General features: G+C 58.5%; 12 protein-coding genes. 6 read left to right on the top strand and 6 right to left on the bottom strand.

What is annotated here, in order from left to right:
* Positions 1 to 15 precede the first annotated feature (15 nt).
* Genes RAH39_RS08105 through RAH39_RS08090 form a run of 4 tightly spaced genes read right to left on the bottom strand, consistent with a single transcriptional unit; the run spans position 16 to position 4,805 of the window.
* Positions 16 to 1,671 carry a DUF4388 domain-containing protein gene (locus RAH39_RS08105; protein ID WP_306589582.1) on the bottom strand — a complete coding sequence of 552 codons (1,656 nt, stop codon included), beginning with the start codon at positions 1,669 to 1,671 and terminating at the stop codon, positions 16 to 18.
* Positions 1,668 to 2,867 (bottom strand): tyrosine--tRNA ligase, encoded by a 1,200-nt coding sequence (gene tyrS / locus RAH39_RS08100; protein WP_306589581.1) that lies wholly within the window; start codon positions 2,865 to 2,867, stop codon positions 1,668 to 1,670. Before tyrS ends, RAH39_RS08105 begins: the two co-directional genes overlap by 4 nt.
* A gap of 45 nt (positions 2,868 to 2,912) precedes the next feature.
* Positions 2,913 to 3,464, bottom strand: coding sequence for a hypothetical protein (locus RAH39_RS08095; protein WP_306589580.1), 552 nt, complete (start codon positions 3,462 to 3,464; stop codon positions 2,913 to 2,915).
* 9 nt (positions 3,465 to 3,473) lie between these two features.
* Positions 3,474 to 4,805: a PhoH family protein gene (locus RAH39_RS08090; protein ID WP_306589579.1), complete on the bottom strand. Its 1,332-nt coding sequence runs from the start codon at positions 4,803 to 4,805 to the stop codon at positions 3,474 to 3,476.
* A gap of 105 nt (positions 4,806 to 4,910) precedes the next feature.
* Here RAH39_RS08090 and RAH39_RS08085 point away from each other — a divergent pair, with 105 nt between their 5' ends.
* Positions 4,911 to 7,019, top strand: coding sequence for a prolyl oligopeptidase family serine peptidase (locus RAH39_RS08085; protein WP_306589578.1), 2,109 nt, complete (start codon positions 4,911 to 4,913; stop codon positions 7,017 to 7,019).
* A 65-nt stretch (positions 7,020 to 7,084) separates the two neighbouring features.
* Complete coding sequence (locus tag RAH39_RS08080; protein ID WP_306589577.1) at positions 7,085 to 9,226, top strand: prolyl oligopeptidase family serine peptidase; 2,142 nt, start codon at positions 7,085 to 7,087, stop codon at positions 9,224 to 9,226.
* 86 nt (positions 9,227 to 9,312) lie between these two features.
* On the opposite strand, the gene RAH39_RS08075 is transcribed toward RAH39_RS08080, so the two are convergent.
* Together RAH39_RS08075 and RAH39_RS08070 are read right to left on the bottom strand one after the other, a co-directional pair.
* Entirely contained in the window at positions 9,313 to 10,224 is a 912-nt protein-coding gene (locus tag RAH39_RS08075) for a Kiwa anti-phage protein KwaB-like domain-containing protein (protein WP_306589576.1), read from the bottom strand.
* Between the two features lie 2 nt (positions 10,225 to 10,226).
* A complete protein-coding gene (locus tag RAH39_RS08070) occupies positions 10,227 to 10,802 on the bottom strand; it encodes a KwaA family protein (RefSeq protein ID WP_306589575.1) in 576 nt (191 codons plus the stop codon).
* 452 nt (positions 10,803 to 11,254) lie between these two features.
* On the opposite strand from RAH39_RS08070, the gene RAH39_RS08065 reads away from it, so the two are divergent.
* The 4 genes from RAH39_RS08065 to RAH39_RS08050 all read left to right on the top strand — a co-directional run bounded on the left by RAH39_RS08065 (position 11,255) and on the right by RAH39_RS08050 (position 15,040).
* A complete protein-coding gene (locus tag RAH39_RS08065) occupies positions 11,255 to 12,445 on the top strand; it encodes a tyrosine-type recombinase/integrase (protein WP_306589574.1) in 1,191 nt (396 codons plus the stop codon).
* A 239-nt stretch (positions 12,446 to 12,684) separates the two neighbouring features.
* On the top strand, positions 12,685 to 13,635 hold the full coding sequence (locus RAH39_RS08060) for a restriction endonuclease (protein WP_306589573.1): 951 nt from the start codon (positions 12,685 to 12,687) through the stop codon (positions 13,633 to 13,635).
* 9 nt (positions 13,636 to 13,644) lie between these two features.
* A complete protein-coding gene (locus RAH39_RS08055; RefSeq protein ID WP_306589572.1) occupies positions 13,645 to 14,637 on the top strand; it encodes a sensor histidine kinase in 993 nt (330 codons plus the stop codon).
* On the top strand, positions 14,618 to 15,040 hold the full coding sequence (locus RAH39_RS08050; RefSeq protein ID WP_306589571.1) for a response regulator: 423 nt from the start codon (positions 14,618 to 14,620) through the stop codon (positions 15,038 to 15,040). The genes RAH39_RS08055 and RAH39_RS08050 overlap by 20 nt, the downstream gene beginning before the upstream one ends.
* Positions 15,041 to 16,053: the final 1,013 nt, after the last annotated feature.

Genomic DNA, 16,053 nt, shown 5'->3' with positions numbered 1-16,053 from the left:
CGAAAGGGGCAGGGCCTACTGGCGGTCGGGGATCTGGTTCACCCGGAAGGGCTTGGGACGGTTGCCCTCAGCCCGGAAGGGGGCGGGCAACCGCTTGGCTGCGGCCCGGGCGGCGGCCTCGGAGCCGTACGCCCCGAAGAACAGCTGGTAGCACGTGCGTCCGTCCCGCATGGCGATGGGCACGAGGAACACGTCGGGATCCAGATTCTTCAGCAGGCCCACGGCGTGCTGGACGGTGCTCTCCTGGCAGGCGATCTCCAGGCGGAGGGACCACTTGCCCCGGACCAGTTCCCGGTGCGCTGCCCCCTGGGCGAGGGCCGCCTTCCACTTCCCCTCCACGATGGCCTGGAGGCGCTCCTGGTTGGAGGCCGGGGCGGGGGGCTCGGGCTTGGATTCGACGGCTGGCGCAGGGACTGGAGCAGGGGCCTGGGTGGATGGAGGAGGCTCGGCTGCCGTGGGGGCCGGTTCCGCCTTTCGCTCTTCCTGGGGGGGCTGCACGGGAGCGGGGATCGCCTCTAGGGGCTCATGGGCGGGCCGATGCCGATACCACCGGACTCCCATCCCCAGACCCACGGCGACCAAGGCGATGGCCACCAGCAGCCAGGGCCACCGGGAAGGGCGGGAAGGCTCCGGGTCCGGCGCGTCCGGGATTTCGGCGGTGCCTTCGGCTTCGTGCTGGATGGGGACCGCAAGCTCCGCCGGGGGAGGCGGTTCCACGGGAGGGGTGAGGGCCGGAGCCAACGGAAACTCCTCGGCCCCGCCGAACAGGGGGCCGGTGAGAAGTCCCGCCTCGGGGGGGAAGGGATCCTCCAGCTCGTCCTCGGGGCCCAGGCGATCCAGGGCCTCGGACAGGTGCTCCAGATTGGTGGTGGGGTGCTGGCTGGCGTGGATTTCCGCGAAGAGGGACGCGGGGGGCGTGGGCGGGGCCTCTGGCAGGGCCGGGCTGATGGCCTGGGGAGGGGGATCCAAGGCGAGTTCCAGGGCCCTGCGGTCCAGGGGGGGCAGCTCGTGGAGGCGGGCCCAGCCCATCTCTCGCAGAAACAGGACGAAGGCGCCCAGGCGGAAGGGCTCCACGCCGGATTCCCGGCTGAGCTCCAGCAGCGTGCGGCTGCCGTCCAGCAGGCCCGGGATCCGCACCAGGTCGGCGGGAAGGGTCAGCTCCTGGTGGCGCCGCCCTTCGAGGACGACCACCTGGTTGAGGGGACCCAGCTCGTCCAGGAGGCGCTCCCGGTCCTTTAGATTCAGGACGCCGCCCAGAAGCACCGCCGGGGTGTCGAAGGGCAGCCGGACGGTGGTGGATTCCAGCTCTTTGGCCTCGAAGGCGGGCGCGTCGGCCGTCTCGGCCATGCCGGCCCACACCACCCGCTCCACCTGGGAGCGGGCCACGTCCAGCAGGTCGCGCTGGGTGATGAACCCCATCTCGATCAGGTTCTTGCCGATGGACATGGCCGGATTGAGGTTGGCCATGGCGTAGTCGAGCTGGGCCTGGGTGAGCTTCCCCCGCTCCACCAGCAGGTGGGTCAGCCGGTCCAGCGGGTGCGTGCTGGCGGCGAACACGATGTCTCCGCCCTCCAGGAAGACCGTGCGCTGGGGCTCCTGGCCCAGGCGCCACAGGCCCGTGGCCTTCGTCCGGTGCCGGGCGAACAGATCCTTGAGGGCCGGAAGGCTCATGTGACCACCCATCGTTCGAGCTTCAATTTGCCCACTTTCACCAGCACGGACTGGCCGGAGAGGAGGCGCATCCGCAGCGCCGGGTCCGCCACCTTCTGGCCGTCGAGGCTCACCGCCCCCTGGGCCACCAGCCGCTCGGCTTCCTTGCGGCTGCCGGCGAGGCCCCGGTCCACCAGCAGGCGGGTCAGGGGGACCTCGTCCTCGGTTCCGGCAATCGCCACCTCGGGCGCCTGATCCTGGCTGCGCTCCGAGAATCGTTGGATCCACCGGGCCTCCGCTTCCCGGCCCGCCTCGGGCCCGTGGAAGTCGGCCACGATCTGCCGGGCCAGGGCCTTCTTGGCGTCCATGGGATGGCCCTGCTTGAGGGCTTCGATCTCGGCGGGCAGCTTGTCCGTCAGGAGGAGGTACCAGTCCCACATGAGGGCGTCGCTGATGCTCATGGTCTTGCCGAACTGGGTATCCGGATCCTCCAGGAACCCGATGTAGTTGCCCAGGGACTTGGACATCTTCTCGGCGCCGTCGAGGCCCACCAGCAGGGGCACGGTGAGGACGACCTGGGGTTTCTGGCCGGAGGCCTCCTGGAGGGTGCGGCCCTGCATCAGGTTGAACAGCTGGTCGTTGCCGCCCAGTTCCACGTCCGCCTGGAGGGCCACGGAATCGTAGGCCTGGACCAGGGGGTAGAGCAGTTCGTGCAGGGCGATGGGCTCGCGGGCGTCCATCCGCTTGGCGAAGTCGTTCCGCTCCAGCATCTGGGCCACGGTGAACCGCGAGGCGAGGCGGATCCAGCCCTCGCCCGCCAGGTTCCCGAACCACTCGCTGTTGAACCGGATTTTGGTCTTCTCCGGATCGAGGATCTTGAAGACCTGGGCCTTGTAGGTCTCCGCATTGGCCAGGACCTCGTCCTTCGTGAGAGGCGGGCGGGTGGCCTTCTTCCCCGTGGGATCGCCGATGAGCCCGGTGAAGTCGCCGATGAGGAAGGTCACCTCGTGGCCCAGCTTCTGGAACTGGGCCATCTTGCGGATCAGGACGCCGTGGCCCAGGTGGAGGTCCGGCGCGGTGGGGTCGAATCCCGCCTTGATCCGGAGGGGGCGCCCCTCTTTCAGCTTCGCTTCGAGCTGATCCACCTTGTGGCAGGTGACGGTGCCCTTCGTGAGCAGGGCGAGGGCGTCAGATATGGATCCGGAAGCTGCGATCATGCTTGAATCTTGGCGGAAAACCCGCGGATCCTCAATCCGGATCGGTCAGCGCACGTCCAGCGCCACCACCTGCCGCGGCGTGGCCTGGCCCGTCTTCCGGGCCCCCTCGAAAGTGACGTAGATTGCCCGGCCGTTCTTGGGGCTCCACCCCACTTCCACCTTCCCGCCGCGGGCGTAATTGATGCGGAGGCCCAGGTGTTCCATCACGTCCGGCGTGAGTTCCGGCGCGGGGACGAGGTCCTTGCGCCAGCCCGCGGCGGCGCTCAGGAACTCCGCCTCCGTGGGCCAGGTCTTCGCCAGGGCGGGGTTGGCGGCGTAGAGGGCGCGGGTCCCCTCCGGCGTATGGAGTTGCTCCACCACTGCGCGGAAGTCCTCCCAGTCGGGCCGCACCTTGTCCAGGGCGAAGCCCATCATTCGGTGCTTGAAACCCTCGGGGTCTTTCTTGGCTTTCGTCGCCACGTAGGCGACCCCGCCGACGCAGGTGACCAGGGCGAGGACGAAGGCGATGCCGCACCCCAGGGCGATCTTCCCCCACAGGGGCATCCCCGCTTTGGGGGGAGCGCCGAGGCCGCCGTTGTCCCAGGATGCGTCCGCCATGGAGGGCTCCTACAGCAGGTTGCTCGCCAGTTCCGCCAGCTTGCTGCGCTCGCCCTTCTGCAGGGTCACGTGGCCGGAGACGTCGAGGTGCTTGAAGTGCTCCGCGAGGAAGCTGAGCCCATTGGTGCTGGCGTCGACGTAGGGGTTGTCGATCTGGTGGGGATCGCCGGTGAAGATCACCTTCGTGCCCTCGCCCGCCCGGGTGAGGATCGTCTTCACCTCATGGGGCGTGAGGTTCTGGGCCTCGTCCACCACCAGGTACTGCTTGGGGATGCTGCGGCCGCGGATGTAGGTGAGGGGCTCGATGGCGAGGTAGCCCGCCTCTTCCAGCTGCCCGGCGGTCATGGTCGTGCGGCGGCGGGCCTCGGTGTTGGCCCCGACGATGAATTCCAGGTTGTCGTAGATGGGCTGCATGTAGGGCCGCAGCTTCTCGCCCACGTCGCCCGGCAGGTAGCCCAGGTCGCGCCCCATGGGCATCACGGGCCGGCTGACGAGGATCTTGTCGTAGGCCTCGTCGTCCACCACCTGCTGGAGGCCCGCGGCGATGGCCAGCAGGGTCTTGCCCGTGCCCGCCTTGCCCAGGAGCGTGACCACCTGGACCGTGGGATCCAGGAGCAGGTCCATGGCGAACTGCTGCTCCCGGTTGCGGGGCTTGATCCCCCAGGGATAGTTCTCCATCCGGCGGAGGGGGCGCAGCAGCCCCTCGCCCGCGATGAACCGCCCCAAAGCCGTGTGGCTCGGGTTGGTCTGGTCCACCAGCGTCAGGAACTGGTTGGGCTGCAGCGCCAGGGCGGGATCGGGCTCCAGGCCGGCGTCGTAGAGCTGATCCACCTGCGCCGGCGCCACCTCCCAGGAGGTATGGCCCGTGTACAGCTCGTCCATCTCCACCTGGTCGGTGGTGTAGTCCTCCGCCTGGACGCCGATGGCGTCGGCCTTGATCCGGAGGTTGGTGTCCTTGGTGACGAGGACCACCCGCTCCTTGCGGCTGTGCAGCAGCTCCCGGGCGCAGGCCAGGATGTGGTTGTCGGCCTTGTGCTTGTCCGCGGACAGGATCCCAAAGTCCAGGTTGTGGGAGGCCACGTCCACCTTGAGCGAGCCCCCGCCCTCCAGGGGGACCCCCGTGCTGAGCGTGCCGCTGGCCCGCAACCGGTCCAGGAGGCGGGAGACGGTGCGGGCGTTCCGGCCCACTTCCGTCTGGTCCTTCTTGAAGTGGTCCACCTCCTCGATCACCACGATGGGCAGGACCACGTCGTGCTCTTGGAAGTGAAGGATCGAGTTGGGATCGTGCAGGAGGACGTTCGTATCCAGGACGAAGACTTTCTTGCTGGATGGGGGGACCAAGAGACCTCCGCGGCTGGCCGGAGCCTACCACCAAGCGCGCGCCCTTGCACGGCTGGGATTGCGCCCCCCGGCGGTGGCAGAATGGCCCCCGCTCGGAGGCACCGCATGAGGATCCTGCCCATGGCTCTTGTCGTCACCACCGGCCTCGCCGCCCACGTCCCCCTGGTCTATCCCTCCACGCGCAAGGCCGAGGTGGTGGAGGACTTCTTCGGGACCAAGGTGGCGGATCCCTACCGCTGGCTGGAGGACGACAACAGCCCCGAGACCAAGGCCTGGGTGGAGGCCCAGAACCGCGTGACCTTCGCGTACCTGGAGGGGATCCCCGAGCGCGCCCGCCTGCGGGAGCGGATGACGAAGCTGTGGAACTACGAGCGCTACGGCGTGCCCTACACCCGGGGCGGCAACACCTTCTACACCCACAACACCGGCCTCCAGAACCAGGCCGTTCTGTTCGTCACCGACGATCCCGCGAAGGCCGGGCGCGTCCTGCTGGATCCCAATACCCTGAGCAAGGATGGGACCGTGGCGCTGTCCGGGACCAGCCTGACGGACGACGGTCGCCTGATGGCCTATTCCATCTCCCGCGCCGGGTCGGACTGGCAGACGTGGAAGGTGCGCGACGTGGCCACGGGCCAGGATCTGGCCGACGAGATCCGGTGGTCCAAGTTCAGCGGCGCCGCGTGGACGAAGGACGGGAAGGGCTTCTTCTACAGCCGCTATGACGCGCCGAAGGAAGGCGACGCCCTCACGGGCGTGAACAAGTTCCAGAAGGTCTACTTCCATCAGGTGGGCACGCCGCAGGAGAAGGACGAGCTGGTCTACGAGCGCAAGGATCAGCCCGACTGGGGCTTCGGCGCCGACGTGAGCGAGGACGGCCGGTGGCTGATCATCAGCCAGAGCGAGGGCACCGAACGCAGGAACCGGGTCTTCCTCAAGGACCTGACCAAGCCCGGCGCTGCCGTGGAGCCCTTCCTGGACGCCTTCGACGCCCAGTACCAGGTGGTGGGGAACGAGGGCGACGTGTTCTTCCTGCTCACGGACAAGGGCGCGCCGCGCAGCCGGCTGGTGGCCGCACCCTTCCGCACGCGCCAGGCCTGGCGGGAGCTGATCCCGGAGGGGAAGGGCCGCGACGTACTGTCCGCCGTCAGCTTGGTGGGCGACACCTTCGTCGCCACCTGGATGCGGGACGCCCACTCCGCCGTGAGCTTCCACGCCGTGGACGGCAAGCTCCTGGGCGATTTGGCCCTGCCGACGCTCGGAACCGTGGACGGCTTCGACGGCCGGCGCAAGGACGCCACCACCTACTACGCCTTCACCTCCTTCGCCCGCCCCGCCACCATCTACCGCCTGGACCTCAAGACCCGGCAGAGCGTGATGCACCGCACGCCGCAGGTGGATTTCGATCCTTCCGCCTACGAGGTGGAGCAGGTGTTCTACCCCAGCAAGGACGGGACGAAAATCCCGATGTTCCTGGTCCACAAGAAGGGCCTGAAGCGCGACGGGCAGAACCCCACGCTGCTCTACGGCTACGGCGGCTTCGACGTGTCCCTCACGCCCGCCTTCTCCGTGTCCCGCGTGGTGTGGCTGGAGATGGGCGGGATCTACGCCATGCCGAACCTGCGTGGCGGCGGGGAATACGGCAAGCCCTGGCACGACGCCGGTCGCCTCGAAAATAAGCAGAACGTGTTCGATGACTTCATCGCGGCGGCGGAGTGGCTGATCGCCAACAAGTACACCTCCACGCCCAAGCTGGCCATCAACGGCGGCTCCAACGGCGGCCTGCTGGTGGGCGCCTGCCTCACCCAGCGGCCGGACCTCTTCGGCGCCGCGGTGCCCGAGGTGGGCGTCATGGACCTGCTGCGGTACCACAAGTTCACCATCGGCTGGGCCTGGAAGAGCGACTACCTCGTTTCCGACACCAAGGCCGGCTTCCAGGGCCTGATGAAGTACAGCCCGCTCCATACCCTCAAGCCCGGCGTGAAATACCCGCCGACCCTCGTGACCACGGGCGACCACGACGACCGCGTGGTCCCCGCCCACAGCCACAAGTTCACGGCGACGCTCCAGGCCTGCCAGGGCGGCTCCGCGCCGGTCCTCACCCGCATCGAGACCAACGCGGGCCACGGCGCAGGCAAGCCCACCGCCAAGCAGATCGAGGAGCGGGCTGACGTGTTCGCCTTCCTCGTGAAGAACCTCGGAATGAAGCTCCCCTGACGGCCTCCACTTTCTCAACCTAGTGTCACGAGGTATCCTGGGCGTCTGCTCCAGGAGGTTGCCCCATGACCCGACTCCTTTCCCGCGCCTGGGCGCTGGCCGGACTGGCCGCCGTCCTGTCGGCCCAGGCGCCCCTGACCTATCCCGCCACCCGCAAGGCCGACGTGGTGGACGACTACCACGGCACCAAGGTCGCGGACCCCTACCGCTGGCTGGAGGACGACCGCTCGCCCGAAACCGCCGCCTGGGTGGCTGCCCAGAACCGCACCACCCGCGCCTACCTGGACCAGATTCCCGAGCGGAAGGCCGTTGAGGCCCGCCTGACGAAGCTGTGGGACTACGAGAAGTTTGGCGCCCCCGCCAAGCGCGGGAAGTACTACATCTACAGCCACAACACGGGCCTCCAGAACCAGAGCGTTTTGTACGTCACCACCGACTTGAAGCAGCCGGGTCGGGTGCTGCTGGATCCCAACGCCCTCAGCAAGGACGGCACCGTCTCCCTCGGCATCACCACGTTCACCGACGACGGCCGCCTGATGGCCTACTCCCTGTCGAAGGGCGGCGCCGACCTCAACATCTGGAAGGTGCGGAACATCGAGACCGGCCAGGACCTCCCCGACGAGCTGCCCCTGGGCCGCAACGGCGTGAGCGACTGGACTAAGGACGGCAGCGGCTTCTACTACACCCGCTATCCCCTGCCCAAGGACCGCAGCGCGCTCACCGGCGTCTTCAAGAACCAGCAGCTGCTCTTCCACAAGCTGGGCACGCCCGTGGAGAAGGACACCGTCCTCTACGAGCGGCCGGACCAGCCGGACTGGGGCTTCGGCGGCCTGGAGACCGACGACGGCAAATGGCTCGTGGTCTACCAGTCCCAGGGCACGGACCGCCGCGACCGCGTCTTCCTGAAGGACCTGACCAAGCCCACCGCCCCCGTGGCGCCGTGGCTGGACAAGTTCGACGGCAGCTACCGCGTGGTGGGCAACGACGGGAACACTTTCTACGTGCTCACCGACCAGGGCGCCCCCCGTAGCCGGCTGGTGGCCATCGAGGTGGGCAAGCCCGAGTCCAAGGACTGGAAGACCCTCATTCCCGAGGGACCGGGCCGCGACGTGCTGGCGGGCGTGAACCTCGTTGCCAATCGTTTCGTCGCCACCTGGCGCATCGACGCCCTCACCACCGTCCGCCTCTACGACCTGAAGGGCAAGCTGGAGCGGGAGATCGCGCTTCCCGGCGTCGGCTCGTTGATCGGCTTCGGCGGCCGCCGCGAGGACACCGAAGCCTTCTACGGATTCACCAGCTACAACCGGCCCACGACCCTCTACCGCTACGATTTCGCCACCGGCAAGAGCGAGGTCTTCCGCCAGTCCAAGGTGGCCTTCGATCCCGCCGCCTTCGAGGTGAAGGAGGTCTTCTACCCCAGCAAGGACGGCACGAAGATCCCGATGTTCCTCGCCTACCGCAAGGGCCTGAAGCTGGACGGCCAGAACCCCACGCTGCTCTACGGCTACGGCGGCTTCAACGTGCCCGCGACGCCGGGGTTCAGCCCGGGGGTCCTCGCCTGGATGGAGATGGGCGGCGTCTACGCCCACGCCTGCCTGCGCGGCGGCAGCGAGTACGGCCGCGCCTGGTACGAGGCCGGCCGCCAGCGGACCAAGCAGAACGTGTTCGACGACTTCATCGCGGCCGCCGAGTGGCTGATCCGCGAGAAGTACACCGCCACGCCCAGGCTCGCCATCCACGGCGGATCCAACGGCGGGCTGCTGGTGGGCGCCTGCATGACCCAGCGCCCGGATCTCTTCGGCGCGGCCCTGCCCGCCGTCGGCGTCATGGACATGCTGCGGTACCACACCTTCACCATCGGGTGGATGTGGAAGAGCGACTACGACTGCTCCGATGATCCCGAGGGCTTCAAGTACCTGATGACCTACAGCCCCCTCCACACCCTCAAGCCCGGCGTGAAGTATCCGCCCACCCTCGTGACCACCGGCGACCACGACGATCGCGTCGTCCCCGCCCACAGCCACAAGTTCATCGCCACCCTCCAGGCCGACCAGGCCGGTTCCGCCCCCGTGCTCACCCGCATCGAAACCGACGCCGGCCACGGCGCCGGCAAACCCACCACCAAGCAGATCGCCGAGAGGGCGGACCAGTGGGCGTTTTTGGTGAAGAATCTGGGGATTAAGTTGCCGGAGGGGTTTGGGAAGTAGCCCGTCTCTTTCGAAGTGGAAACGGCCCCCAGCTTGGGGGCCGTTTTGTTCCACGTTCACCGTCGCCGAACCTGTCTTGCTCTCGATTACACCACGATTGCATCTGGAACGTCATAGTAATTTGATGTAATTTCGCTAAATAAACGATGATCTAATAATACTTGTATGATGATTTTAGCAGTACTAAGAGTTGGTACTATTCTGCCTTCTGCATCAAATTCAATACCCCAATTTCTCATGTCACTCACTCTTTTTAATTCGATTAAAAAATTGGGATTCCTGTATACTTCTTTCTTTTGAATAGTGGCCATTCTGCGAAGATGCATTGCATTTTCACCAACAAATTCAACGATCGAAGTCATCTCGCTGAATACACTAATAAATTCAGGAGATAATCTTAAATCTGAAAAATTCTTTTTATATACACTTTTCTCTGCTATGGTTGATTCAAATGAGCGCTTGCCAATAATATATACATTTTCATTGAAACAGAAAAAATCAAAAAATGAACTGAAGGTGAATTCCTCGTTGGGCACGACTGAGAGTTCGCCCTGAATAAATAAAGCATTAATTAATGACTTTCTAATTTTAGGACTCCAGGATGGCGCTGTTTTCTTCACTGCATAAACGGTTTCATCATTAAATTGAAATTTAACCAAATAACCCGTCGATCCACGGAGTTGTTTAACATTTTCTGCTACATGTTCCCCTTCAGGCTGATCCACAATATCAAGTAATGCAATCAAACCCTCACAATCCTCCAGAGGGTGTTCCATACAGCTGGACTCATTGTTTTGAGATATATGCGTGTATTCAAAATGCTCTGATATTTTGGATAATTGATTAATTACTGCATTACGAAACATAACTTCAATTCCTCCATCAGTTCTGACATGCCATCCCTTATATTTTGCATCAGTTGAGCTTTTTTTAAATACCCACAACTGCACTGTTGATTGTGTATAGTTAAAATTTTTCCACTCATTAAAACTAGGCATGTCTATTCACCCTTCTTGCAAATATAATTTTGTTGAATTTCCTCACTTAGATAATTTCCTGGCACTAATTTTTGATTTGATAATATTCTTACAATCCTTTGTTGACTTCCAATGGTAATCTTCGCTTCATACAAATTCCACCCAAATACAAGTAATAGTGGGTTCATGATGATTTGACCGGCACGGTAAGTAATAATGAATAGCCAGAAGAGGAATGCCGCAAGACCCGCAATCTTCCCTAAAGATGCGTAATCCACTCCCATAAACGAAACAATATAAGGAAAACTATAACCAATTAACTCACTGGGGATTGATTTAGCTTCTACTACGGTAATTGGGTATTTATATCTAATGTGTTGAAGTAGGTATATAGTAATAAAAAAGCACAACCCTGTCCCCAAAATACCAATAATGGAAAGATAGGGGTGTTCAAAGATCATATATTTATGTGCGATACACTGCTTCCATAAGGGACCGCCCCAAATTGACAATTTTATATCTTGCAATGCGAGGATTACTGAGAGTGGAAAATATGAACCCAAGAATAATAATCCTGCAGGAAGAATCCGGAATTGCATTCATCCCCCCATTCAGGCCCAAGTAAACAGCCCAGGAAGTTCATTCTAGAGAAGAGCATTCAATCATGACCAGAAGATCGAGAGATAGCTCTACGTTACCAGATTTTTTGTACCCTCGAATATCCATATTTTGGTAAAAAAAGCTTCAAGCCAATCTCTACATGCTTTTGTGGGCTCTTTTCCAAACCATCTCGACATAGAAAAAACCCCCGTCAACACTAGGTTTCGGGGGGTTCCATTGGAGCCAACTACAGGATTCGAACCTGCGACCTGCTGATTACGAATTATCATGATGGGTAGGGTTGGCAAATCAGATTAAGAATTGAAGTCATTTATTTTCTATACTTGTCAAAGATTCGTGCCTTGGAGAATCCCCGGAGCTATCATCGAATTGCTAGCTCAGTCAGTAGCTAGCAGCATAGCTACTCGACCGCCCGACGCAAGAGGGAACCATGCCACGGACTCCAACTGAACGGTTCACCAAGACACTGGTCGACAGCCTTCAACCCGGCGAGAAGGCCTACACCGTGTGGGATCGCGACATGCCCGGCTTCGGCATCCGCGTGTGGACCTCCGGCACGAAGGTTTTCGCGTTCAAGTACACGAAACGCGCAGAGCAGCACTGGATCACGCTCGGTCGCTACGGCGTCATAACCGTGGACCAGGCCCGGAAGAAGGCGCAGAAGATCCGCCTCCAAATCCTCGAAGGTGAAGACCCGCACAAGAAGCTCACAGAGCAGCGCGACGCGCCAACTGTGAACGAACTAGCCAACCGATTCCTTGAGGAACATGTAGAGACGAAAACCAAGGCCACCACGCAGCGCCAGTACAGGGAAGCCATCGCCCGCTTCATCGTTCCCGAACTCGGCAAGCGCCTCGTGCGGGATCTGGAGCCTGGCGACATTGCGAAGCTTCACCACAGCATCCGCGCCACGCCCTACCAAGCCAACCGCGTACTGGCCGTCATGTCGAAAATGCTCAAAATGGCCGAACTCTGGGGCTACCGCCCCCAGGCCTCGAACCCCTGCTTCTACATCCAGAAATTCAAGGAACACTCCAGAGAACGATTTCTTTCAGCTGCCGAGCTTCGACGCCTCGCAGAGGTTCTCACCACCATGGAGAAGACCAAGGAGCAGTCCCTCTTCGCCATTGCCGCCATTCGCCTCCTCATGTTCACCGGCGCCAGACTCAACGAAATTCTGCGCTTGCAATGGGACGAGGTGGACCTTGAGAGCGGGGTTCTGCGCCTCAAGGACTCCAAAACCGGTGCCAAGGCCGTCTTCCTAAACAAGCCTGCCGTCGCAGTGGTGGAGACTCTGCCTCAGATGCTCAATAACCCCTACGTCATCGCAGGCGACAAGGAAGGCACTAACCTAGTGAACCTAGAGAAACCCTGGGACGCCATCCGTGAGAAAGCAAAGATCCTAGGCGTACGAATCCACGACCTTCGCCACACCTTCGCAAGCTATGCGGCTCAGGGTGGCATGAGCCTTGAAATGATAGGGGCTCTTCTCGGCCATAGCCAAGCGAGCACCACCAAAAGGTATGCCCACTTGGCCAACTCACAGCACCGAAGCAACAGTGAGAGGGTCGCTTTGGCGCTGGAGACTGCATTGAAGTCAGAGCCAGAGGGAAGAGAATGAGAAATTTAGAGCGTGGGTGAGCGGCCCACTCCTCTGATTTACTGACCGTGAATCTCCATGGCGCCTATTCCAAACGTTCGTTCTTGAGTAAGGACTTCTCAGAAGGACGTGTCCTGGATAGGGTGTGGTAAGCCTTCCAGAGGTGCTCAATGCAGATACAACCAATTGGAGTTCAATCTTCATTGGTACGAAATGAAATCAGTCAAAATATCGTTCGCCATTAATGGCCGAGGTGCCCGGTGGTCCGAAGCAAACTGCTGAAATTGACTCCCACCGAGTTTGAAAATTTAATATATGACTTAATGATCCTTAATGGCCTTCAGAATGCGGTGTGGAGAACTCCTGGCGCTGATGGAGGACGAGACATTGAGGGTCAAGCACTTTCCATTGACTTAAGCGGCAATATTGAAATGCAAAAATGGTATGTTGAATGTAAAAGATACTCAAAATCTATTGATTGGCCAACTGTATACGGAAAAATCGCATATGCCGACAATCATGGAGCAGATTATTTGCTTCTATGCACTACCACCAGCTATAGCCCTAATTGCAAAACAGAAATATCGAATTGGAACAGAGCGAGGAGAAGGCCGATAGTTAGGGTCTGGGATTCTGTCGAGTTAGAACGAAAAATCTCACATGAATCCGTTTTATTAATAAAGTATGGACTAGAATTTAATGACAAAATTATAGAATCTTCCATATTCTCCTTAACTCAATTTCTGACAAAGGTCGTCCAAGGTCTATACGGATTGTTAGCAATCGACCCTATTTCCTCAAATTTTTTAATGTCGATTGAACTATCTGCCGCATTATCAGAATTGATTTCCGTTCGGACTGAGTCGGCCAAACTCGGTGATTGTGGCAACTGGAAAAAATTTCGCCTCGATAAAGATTTATATGATTGGTGTAATGTAGACCCATTAGTTTCCCTATCAGGTGCGGATTGTCATGGGTTGAGAGCGCTATTGGCTTCCATTAGATATTTCAATAGATCCGATACAATTAAAATCTTACCAGCAGATAGAACCACCATTGAAACAGCTGAAGACACTGTATTCTATATTCAGCCTTCAATAGACCTCAGTGCATCCGCCGTAACGGAAGCGTTCAGAATCATCTCCCTGTGGTCAAATCTTGAAATAACTGCTGATATAAATCAAATTAAAATAATTTTGCGCCAACAATGAAGGTACGCCATGAATAACCCAAAAAAACAACCAATTTTCACATTACCTCCACCTAAAAAGCCCAGCACGGGAACAATAAAATTGCAGAAAGCTGAAAAAATAACACCAGAAAACCCACCCATCCCCCATTTCCCGCCCGTAACGACACCTCTCCCCTCGGCAGAAGGGATTCCCATCAGCCCGCCTCCCCCTTCTCTCCCCGAAATCCCTAGCGATATAGACGACGAGGATTCTCAGGAGAGTCAGACGGAGATCGATAATCCCTTGATTCTCAATTTTACACATCAAATCATTGCTCCACTTAATGCAGTTATTGGAACAATCGACAATGTAATTGATGGCACCATCAAGGAAGAGAAGAGACAGCAAAAATTAAAAACTGTTCGTGCACAGCTTGCTATGACAATTGAGCTCGTTCGCAATCTTGCATACCTTTCCCAACTCACAACTCAGTCAGGTAGAGAGTCCTTACGTGCACGACTTGGAATCGCAACAATCCCCCTCGTAGCCATGCATGCAGTACAATTCTTTCAAGAGCCTGCTGAAAAAAGAGGGGTGAGAATCAGCATTACTGACTCAACGACACAGTACAAAGTGCGAGGTCATAAAGACTTGCTGCAACAAGTATTCATGAATTTGCTAGAAAATGCCTTAAAATACTGTGACCCAGATACAGAAATCACAATCGAAATTAAACCTCAAAAAACCACAGGAAATCTAATCATTGATGTTATAAATACAGGAATTGGTTTTAACAAAGAAGAAATATCCAACATCTTCAAGAGGGGGACAAGAGGGAAAGAAGCTGTAAAGATAAAATCAAGTGGTTCAGGTATTGGCTTGTATATTTGTAAAAACATTTTAAAAGTAGCGTTTAATGCAAAAATTGAAGCAATTTACGCAACCAAATTAAGACAAGTAACTTTCAGAATCAGGTTCCCAGAATATACAATCGATAAAGAAAGCACGGAGAAATGGCGATATGAAAAAGATACCCGTTAGAACAAAGAACGTCTTAATCGTAGAGGATGAACCCGAGCATTTAGGGTGGGTCTATGAATTTCTTGAATCAAAAGACCTTATCGTAACAACAGTAAAAACACTCCCAGAATCAATATCCATTTTGGGGGAAAAGAAATTTGATTTGGTCATTATTGACATGAATATACCTCCACTAGATGCCGTTACTCCCAAAATGATCGACCGAACCCCACTCATAGAAAGATTCCCTGGGATTGCTGCTGCACAATATTGCCGCGATCACGGGTATCCTGGCTCTGCGGTCATGGCATATACAGTACATGATGATGAAGGAGCCGGAAGAGAACTTGAAAAAATGAATTGTAAATACGTCCTGAAAGGACGTCCTTCTGATTTCAAAAATGAAATCAACAAACTACTATAATGTGTGAGTCAATTACTGTCATTTTTACCGTGCTAGTTTGGATTTAATCCAACCGCTAATCAAACACTATTGATACTCAACACAACTCAATATAAAGATGGATATATTTCATTAAGAACATCTGAGGACCACAAGGCATGCCATCAACTCATGGGAATCGCCCATGCCTCCACAACGAATCCCCAAGATCTTAGAATCAACCCCAGTGAGTGACCGGTTCACCCTCGCCAGTGGCTCGCCGGAGCAAAAGAGCCTCCGGCATGCCCCTGGCAGCGAGGGTGCCCGTGAATAGGCACGACTCACCCTATCTTCGCCTGACCCAAGGAACGAGAGGACTGTCTTGCGCCCGGCCCATCACCCCCACCATTTGAGGGGGTGATAGGCCGGGACGGACGCAGGAAGAGGACATTCAGGGGAGCACCTGAAAGACCTGCGAAAGAAGAGAGGGATCCAAACCGAACCTCGCAGGGGGTGGAAAACGGCCTGCCACGGATTCCAAGGCCCTGTTCTAACGGAATGGACATACTGTATTCGCCGATTCTCGGCTGAATACACCAATGGGCCATGGAGCCAAAGGCGCTCGCGTCCCACGTCAGCACGACGAAGGGGGGCTCTCGCCCCCCCCGCTCTTGAACCTTACCTGAGACCCTACCTTCAACCCTACCTACCAAACCATTCCCGTGTTTCATGGTCGGGTGGTCTCATCAAGGCTACCACCCAGGGCGGCAAGTTCTTGGATTTGTCTCGCCTAACTCGGACTGGCAACGGCCGGATCTGCACTCTCTTCCGGTGGCTTAGTCCTGCCCCCCTCCCTGCCCCATAAATCGGGAGGAGTGCCCACGAGCCCTCCCCAGGCTTTCCATGCCCTCAGGAAGCCCGCCAGAGGGAGTGATGGGTCTCTGGCCACGACCATGCGATCCCTACGCTCTCTGGGGCTCCAGGACTTCCAAACAGAGCTATTCACGCAGGCAACGATGGGATCTGTGGTCTGTCGTTCTTCCTCGATCTCTTCA

It is taken from the genome of Geothrix sp. 21YS21S-4, assembly GCF_030845995.1.
Taxonomy (GTDB): Bacteria; Acidobacteriota; Holophagae; order Holophagales; family Holophagaceae; genus Geothrix.
This window is presented reverse-complemented; position numbering and strand designations above follow the sequence as displayed.

Coding starts and splice junctions, on each gene's coding strand:
- RAH39_RS08065 (WP_306589574.1), top strand. CDS start 11,255: ATGCCACGGACTCCAACTGAACGGTTCACCAAGACACTGGTCGACAGC.
- tyrS (WP_306589581.1), bottom strand. CDS start 2,867: ATGATCGCAGCTTCCGGATCCATATCTGACGCCCTCGCCCTGCTCACG.
- RAH39_RS08070 (WP_306589575.1), bottom strand. CDS start 10,802: ATGCAATTCCGGATTCTTCCTGCAGGATTATTATTCTTGGGTTCATAT.
- RAH39_RS08085 (WP_306589578.1), top strand. CDS start 4,911: ATGAGGATCCTGCCCATGGCTCTTGTCGTCACCACCGGCCTCGCCGCC.
- RAH39_RS08075 (WP_306589576.1), bottom strand. CDS start 10,224: ATGCCTAGTTTTAATGAGTGGAAAAATTTTAACTATACACAATCAACA.
- RAH39_RS08095 (WP_306589580.1), bottom strand. CDS start 3,464: ATGGCGGACGCATCCTGGGACAACGGCGGCCTCGGCGCTCCCCCCAAA.
- RAH39_RS08055 (WP_306589572.1), top strand. CDS start 13,645: ATGAATAACCCAAAAAAACAACCAATTTTCACATTACCTCCACCTAAA.
- RAH39_RS08080 (WP_306589577.1), top strand. CDS start 7,085: ATGACCCGACTCCTTTCCCGCGCCTGGGCGCTGGCCGGACTGGCCGCC.
- RAH39_RS08105 (WP_306589582.1), bottom strand. CDS start 1,671: ATGAGCCTTCCGGCCCTCAAGGATCTGTTCGCCCGGCACCGGACGAAG.
- RAH39_RS08050 (WP_306589571.1), top strand. CDS start 14,618: ATGAAAAAGATACCCGTTAGAACAAAGAACGTCTTAATCGTAGAGGAT.